5 protein-coding genes, 1 tRNA gene and 1 pseudogene are annotated in these 6,435 nt (G+C 63.0%); 1 reads left to right on the top strand and 6 read right to left on the bottom strand.

The window, feature by feature from the left end:
- Positions 1 to 246 (top strand): annotated as a pseudogene (locus BUB04_RS19355) (IS1634 family transposase); the annotation flags it as partial.
- 41 nt (positions 247 to 287) lie between these two features.
- Here the strand turns inward: BUB04_RS19355 and BUB04_RS10710 are convergent.
- The 6 genes from BUB04_RS10710 to tsaB all read right to left on the bottom strand — a co-directional run bounded on the left by BUB04_RS10710 (position 288) and on the right by tsaB (position 6,434).
- Positions 288 to 1,526: a response regulator gene (locus tag BUB04_RS10710; protein WP_084076403.1), complete on the bottom strand. Its 1,239-nt coding sequence runs from the start codon at positions 1,524 to 1,526 to the stop codon at positions 288 to 290.
- Between the two features lie 152 nt (positions 1,527 to 1,678).
- Positions 1,679 to 1,754: transfer RNA gene (locus BUB04_RS10705), tRNA-Lys, on the bottom strand.
- Positions 1,755 to 1,862: 108 nt separating this feature from the next.
- Positions 1,863 to 3,113, bottom strand: a complete 1,251-nt coding sequence (locus tag BUB04_RS10700) for an ABC transporter substrate-binding protein (RefSeq protein WP_073039172.1) — start codon at positions 3,111 to 3,113, stop codon at positions 1,863 to 1,865.
- Positions 3,110 to 4,444, bottom strand: coding sequence for a ribosome biogenesis GTPase Der (gene der, locus BUB04_RS10695; protein ID WP_073039170.1), 1,335 nt, complete (start codon positions 4,442 to 4,444; stop codon positions 3,110 to 3,112). The genes BUB04_RS10700 and der overlap by 4 nt, the downstream gene beginning before the upstream one ends.
- Before the next feature lie 654 nt (positions 4,445 to 5,098).
- A complete protein-coding gene (locus tag BUB04_RS10690; protein ID WP_178371968.1) occupies positions 5,099 to 5,686 on the bottom strand; it encodes a YkgJ family cysteine cluster protein in 588 nt (195 codons plus the stop codon).
- A 43-nt stretch (positions 5,687 to 5,729) separates the two neighbouring features.
- On the bottom strand, positions 5,730 to 6,434 hold the full coding sequence (gene tsaB, locus BUB04_RS10685; protein ID WP_073039166.1) for a tRNA (adenosine(37)-N6)-threonylcarbamoyltransferase complex dimerization subunit type 1 TsaB: 705 nt from the start codon (positions 6,432 to 6,434) through the stop codon (positions 5,730 to 5,732).
- Between the last annotated feature and the right edge of the window lies 1 nt (position 6,435).

Below are 6,435 nucleotides of genomic sequence, written 5' to 3'. Positions count from 1 at the left end.
GTCCTTGCTTACCATCTGCTGTGCGTCATCCAGAGGACGCTTCGCGAAAGCGGAATTCGTCACCACTGGGCCACCTTGCGAACGCATCTGAGTGGCCAAGTGCGGGTGACCACCAGCATGGTCAATGACAAAGGGCAGGTCATTCACATACGACACACGTCCGAGCCGGAACCGGTTCACGTGAAAATTTACAATGCTCTCGGGCTCCCGGTACGGCCATTAAGGAGGCTGACCGTCATCGAATGAAAAATTTGTAGTGTAGAATTTGAAAGCACTCTACAACAAAATCAGTAACTTACACACAAAAGTGACAAACTTGGGTTAGGCCATTGAGTACCGCCTGCCATCTCAAGGGGTTGCGTCGGCCCTTTCCCGCCGGGCTGAAGCCCCGCGGCTGCATCCTCCCAATAGGGAATGAAGGCGTCCCCCCACTGGAATCCGGCGGACACCTGCGAGGGCATAAGTTGCGCGCGGCGGTCGTCAAACTCTTCACGGATGGACCGGATGCGGTCCAGCGCACGGAAAAAGGCGTCCACGACTTCCGGGTCGAAATGGCCACCCCGTTCACGACCGATCACTTCCAACGATTTTTCCAATGAGTAGGGTTCCTTGTAGGGCCGGCGCGATGTGAGGGCGTCGAAGACGTCCGCCACGGCCACGATACGCCCTTCCAGGGGGATCTCGTTTCCTTTCAGTCCCCGCGGGTAGCCGGTTCCGTTCCATTTCTCGTGGTGTGTCAGGGCGATCACCTCCCCCATGCGGACATAGGCCGTGCGGCCCCCTTCCAGGATCCTGGCGCCGATCAGGGTGTGCTTTTTCATGATTTCCCGCTCATGGTCGGTGAGCCGGCCCGGTTTCAGCAGGATATGATCCGGAATGCCGATCTTACCGATGTCGTGCATGGGGGCGGCGTGAAGCATACTTTCCACGAAGTCGGATCCCAGGCCCATGGCCTCGGCCACCGCGGCGCTGTAGCGACTCATTCTCCATATGTGCATGCCGGTTTCTTCATCCCTGTATTCCGCCGCCCGGCACAGGCGGAGGATCGTTTCCTCGCTCACCGCCTTGAGGTGCTCCAGAGCTTCCCGGAGCTCCCGGGTGCGTTCTTCCACGGTCTTTTCAAGCCGCAGGTTGTAGCGCCGCAGGTGGTCGTGGTAGGCCTTCACCTTGAGAAGGGAGCGCACCCGGGCCCGCAATTCTGCATAATCGAAGGGCTTGCTCAGAAAGTCGTCCGCTCCCTCCTCCAGAGCTTCCACCCGCGTGCGGCTGTCGTCCATCCCGGTCACCATGACCACCGGGATATGCTTCACCACCGCGTCGGCTTTCACGCGGCGAAGGACTTCCAAGCCGTCCAAACCCGGCATGGCCAGGTCCAACAGAATGAGATCCGGAGGATTTTCCCGGACACGACGCCACGCGTCCAGACCGTCTTCCGCCGTGACGACTTCGTAGCCCAGCGGCTCCAACAGCTTTCTCAATAGGTCCAAGTAGCGCTTTTCATCGTCCGCAACCAGAATCACCGGCATGGCATCCTCCCGCGGGGCTTCCACCAGGATTCGCCCCCGTGCGTGGACCTCCCCTCAAGAGATCTATCGGCAGTCGATGAACCGTTCTTGAACCCAAAACGCCGGCAACAAAAAACCGGCCTCCGAAGAGACCGGTTGGATGATGATTGGGTTGGTGGGCCGTGCTGGACTCGAACCAGCGACTCTCTGCTTAAAAGGCAGATACTCTACCAACTGAGTTAACGGCCCATGCGTTCCGATGGTCCCGCCTTGGCAAAGACCGGGGTTTCCTAACACGATCCCCCGGGTGTGTCAAGGCGCAATTCCCGACTTCTCGGACATTCCAAGGCTTCGGAATCATTGATCTATGGGGGCCAGGACCCCGTTTTTCAGGGCCGCCAGGCTGTAGGTGCGCCTCACGTTGCCTCCCTCGTCGAGCTGAAAGGACCCCCCCACCCATGTGCCGGAGGGGGCCGTCGGTTCCCCCGATAGAAGCTTGGCGGAAAACTCCCGTCGCGATTGGGTGGTGCGCCGGACGAGATCGGTGATCCAGCGGGCGCAGTCGTAACCCACCAGAGCCAGCCACCCGGGTTCCTTCCAGTAGGCTCTCCGGTAGGCTTCACGAAACGCCGTGTCGGATGCGGTGCCGGGGCGCCACTCCATGGGAAGGACGAAGCGAACCCGATCCACGGCTCCCGCCAGAAGATCCCGCGCATAATCCGCGGCGAAGGTGTGCGGCACGAAGTAAAGGCCCCTGTACCCGGCCGATTCCAGGGCCGCCACGATATCCGCCGCCCAGGCGGGGGATCCGGCAAGCATGATCTTCTTCGAGCTCTTCAGCACGTCTTCAGGCGGGAGGGTCCCCGGAGTCAGGACCAGGCGATGCACGGAAAGGCCGACCTTTCCCGCTTCATCCCGGAAATGGGAAGAAAAGAAGGTCCCGTACGGGCTTTCTTCCTCCAGGATGGTGACGGGGCTCTTGCCGTAACGGGCGCCGATCAGGCGCGCCGTCTCGCGCGCCTCCGCCTCGTCGGAACCCAGGAAGGGCAGCACCCGTCCATCCCTTGCCAGTTTCTGGTGGGTGTTGGCCACGGACACCACCAGGACCCCTGCCCGGGCGGCCCGGGAGGACACCTCTTCCAGCCGGTCCAGAGGAAGGTGAACCAGCAGGGCATAGACCGCCGGATCCTGCACCATCTCGCCCAGCTTGTCGCGGAAGGCCGGGTCCCCCCCCCATCCGTCCAGGAACTCCAGCTTGGGGATTCCGTCCGGAGGCGCCTCCTTCACGGCCAGTTGCATGCCGTGACGAAGCATCCGTCCCTGCCCGGCGAAGGGGCCGCTCAAGGGCAAGACCGCAACGATCTTCTTCCGCTGGGAAACCGGCTCCGGCTTCTCCTGCGTCGCTTCAGGGCCTACCACCGCCTTGGGAACAGAATTTTCCTGGGACGGCGGGACCGTTGAGAGCGGCTCATGGGTTCCATCGGGGGGTGCAGGCGATTCCGGCATCAGCCACCACCAGCCCAACGCCGCCAGAACGACCAGAGGGAGAACCCGACGGCCCCAGCGCCGTTTCGGGCGCGCCCACAAATCGGTTCTTCGGCCCCTCATGAGTGATCCTCTCCGCGCCTGGACCGTTCCCGGAACAGAAGTCGAAGGGGGGTCTTGTCCATCCCGAAGGCCTCCCGGAACTGGTTGGTGAGAAATCTTTGGTAGGAAAAGTGCACCTTGTCCGGGTAGTTGCAAAAGAGCACGAAGGTGGGTGGACGGGTGGACGGCTGGGTGGCGTAGTAGAACTTGAGGCGCCTGCCGGACACCAGGGGCGGCTCGTGCTTTTCCAGGGCTTCCGCGAGGACCCGGTTCACCGTCCCGGTATTCACCCGCAGGTTATATTGGCCGAAGACCTCCAGGACCGTGGGAAGCAGCCGGGAAATGCGCTTACCCTTCAGGGCGCTGATGGTGAGAATGGGCGCAAAGGGGAGAAAACGGAACCGATCCCGAAGATCCTGCATGAAGAGGCGGATTCTTTTGGGATCCTTTTCGAAGGCGTCCCACTTGTTCACCGCGATCACGCAGCCCCGCCCCTTTTCCTGAATGTAGCCCCCGATGTGCAGATCCTGGTCGGTCACCCCCTCCACGGCGTCCAGGACCAGCACGGCCACGTGGCTTCGGTCGATGCTGTCCAGCGCCTTGATGACGCTTAGTTTTTCCAGCTTCTCCCGGGTCTTGCCCTTTCGCCGGATGCCCGCGGTGTCGATGAGCACAAAGCGTCGTCCTCCCGCTTCCAGCGGGGTGTCCACCGCGTCCCGGGTCGTTCCCGGGATGGGACTGACGATCACCCGCTGTTCGCCCAGAAGGGCATTGACCAGCGTGGATTTGCCGGCGTTGGGGCGCCCCACCACGGAAACCCGAACGGGTGGATCCGGATCATCCTGGTCATCCTCCCACTCTTCGGGAAGAGAAGCCACCACGTCATCCAGAAGCTCCCGCACCCCGTAGCCATGGGCCGCACTCACGCTGTAGATCCGATCCAGCCCCAGGCCGAAGAACTCCGCGGCATGCACTTCCTGCTCCCGCCCGTCCACCTTGTTCACGGCGTAAAAGACCGGCTTTTGGGAGCGCCGCAGGAGATGCACCAGCTCTTCATCCCCGGGATGCAGGCCCGCTTTGGCATCGGCCAAGAAGATGATGGCATCCGCTTCGTCCAGGGCCAGGAGCACCTGACGGCGGGTCTGTTCCGCAAACGTGGTGGCGTCGCCGCTCAGGTATCCTCCCGTATCCATGAGGATGAAGCGTCTTCCTTCGTATTCCACGGGAGCCGACAGGCGGTCCCGGGTCACGCCGGGGAAGTCGTCCACCAGGGCGTGGCGTCTCCTGCAGATCCTGTTGAAAAGGGTGGACTTGCCCACGTTGGGCCGTCCCACGATGGCAACAACGGACATGGTTTATTTCTCCAAACCGACCGGGGCGTCGAGACGCCCCGGGTTTCGCTTCACACTGTCACAAACCGTCATCACAATCCCGACCGATCCGGTTCTTCCTTCCATCGTGTGGGATTTGAAACGACAACCCAATGGTCCTGGTCGTCCGGGCACAGCCCATCATGCATGAAAGAACCTGCACCCAGGCGCTGTCCGCCCTGTGGGAGCGCCGCAAGGCGCGGTGAGCCGGGTGTCGCCATGGAACGGCCGGCGGCCCGTTTCGCGGCTTTCGCCGCTCCCACGGATCGTTCGTGCCGCATTGTTACCGCCGGACCGGCGGGCGGGAATAAACCCCGCTCCAACCCGGGGGCTCCATGCGCCTTTCCAGGGGCGGGCTTCGCGCCCGCTGGACTGACGGAGATTCGGGCCATGCTCAAGGCCCCTAGAGCCTGTCCGACAATGGCTCGCCGAGACAAGAGCCCGGGCTGTGGCCCCTCTTTTCGTAGCCGCGGGGCTTCAGCCCCGCGGAAAGGGCCATCGCAACTTCATGAAGCGACAGGAAATACGCGACGGCCCATCCAACGTTCGGGGGTCCTTCCGCAGCCCTTAAGGGCTGCGCTACGAGGAAAGAGATCACCCGCGACGTTTTCGGACGGCCTCCTAGGCCCCGTTTCATCACAGCAGGAGGCGGCTGACGGCTCGCCGCGTCATGGGCGGGAAAGCGTGCCCCGATGCGCGTTCCGCCTCCACATCGTCTTTGAGCACCCGGCATTCGTCCGCTTCGAAGATGCGGCACGGATTGGGCCGCCGGGGATGGATGGCGCAGCCGCTTCGGCCGCGGGTCCTGTCTTCCAGAAGGAACGGGCAGAACCGGTGTCCCGGCCCCAGGCCGTTTTGAAAGAGCTCTTGCCATGCGTCCGGGAGTGGGGGGGTGCCGGAAAAATCCGGATATCCGCCGGCGATCTCGCAGCACAATCCGCAATGCTCGCAGTAGGATTCGATGTCTTCCCTTTCCCGGCCGGAAGGAACGCCGCTTTGCGTTCCTTGTGCGTCCCCGGTCCTTCCGTTCAGTTCGTTCATCAGATGGGCAAACCAGCCGGCTCTCTGGCAAACCACGCCCGCAAGATACACCTTTTTCAGCCGAACCGGCACCGGAGTCCGATCTTCACGGATCAGCAGGGCCAGATTTCTCGCCAGGAAGGTGAGGGGAAACCGCGGGTGGCGAAGGATGCGCCGCCAGCCGCACACCGATCTGCGAGCCATCCCGCCTGAACGTCGTCTCGAATGCATCAACGGAGCCAGTCTGTCAAGCAAGGGAACGGGCCAGGTGGGGGTTGTTGATTTCCGCTTCCGACGGGCGGATATAGCTGGGAACGAGGTCCACCGGATCCGAGGGGGCTCCCGCCGCCATTTTCCGCAAAGCGATCCGGCCCACGTTCCCGGCCCGGATTCCGTGATAGCCCGGGCCCGGGTCCACCAGCTTGTCCCCGAGAATCTCCCGCAGTCGGGATCGATACTGCAGCCACCCATCTCCGCAGACGAAAACAGGTTCGTTCACCCATTGGGCCACCGCCTCGGGGGCGAACACCGCGGCGGGGCGCTCCTCGCTGAGCACCCCCGGTGCGCCGGGCCGGTAGAGCGCCGCGTAGATCTCCTTTTTGCGGGCATCCACCATGGGACAGACCGGGAGGGAAGCGGTCGCAAGCGGCTCGGCCAAGGCCTCCAGGGTGGAAACCCCGTAGAGCGGCTTTCCCAGGGCCCACGCCATGGCCTTCAGGGTGCTCAAACCGATGCGAATGCCGGTGAAGCTGCCGGGACCCACCGTGACAGCGAAGGCGTCCACCTCCTCCAGATCCCAGCCGGCGTCGGCCAGGATGCGGTCCACGCCCGCAAGAAGCCTCCGGTTGTGCGTCCGGGCGGACACCAGGGTCCACTCGGCCACCACGCGGTCTTCCGTGCACAGGGCCACGCTGCCGGATGTGGTGGACGTGTCCACCGCCAGGATTTTCATG

It is taken from the genome of Desulfacinum infernum DSM 9756 (assembly GCF_900129305.1).
GTDB lineage: Bacteria > Desulfobacterota > Syntrophobacteria > Syntrophobacterales > DSM-9756 > Desulfacinum > Desulfacinum infernum.
The sequence above is the reverse complement of the archived record's forward strand: the minus strand, read 5'-3'. Positions and strand labels throughout refer to the sequence as shown.

Coding starts and splice junctions, on each gene's coding strand:
- BUB04_RS10710 (WP_084076403.1), bottom strand. CDS start 1,526: ATGCCGGTGATTCTGGTTGCGGACGATGAAAAGCGCTACTTGGACCTA.
- BUB04_RS10700 (WP_073039172.1), bottom strand. CDS start 3,113: ATGAGGGGCCGAAGAACCGATTTGTGGGCGCGCCCGAAACGGCGCTGG.
- der (WP_073039170.1), bottom strand. CDS start 4,444: ATGTCCGTTGTTGCCATCGTGGGACGGCCCAACGTGGGCAAGTCCACC.
- BUB04_RS10690 (WP_178371968.1), bottom strand. CDS start 5,686: ATGGCTCGCAGATCGGTGTGCGGCTGGCGGCGCATCCTTCGCCACCCG.
- tsaB (WP_073039166.1), bottom strand. CDS start 6,434: ATGAAAATCCTGGCGGTGGACACGTCCACCACATCCGGCAGCGTGGCC.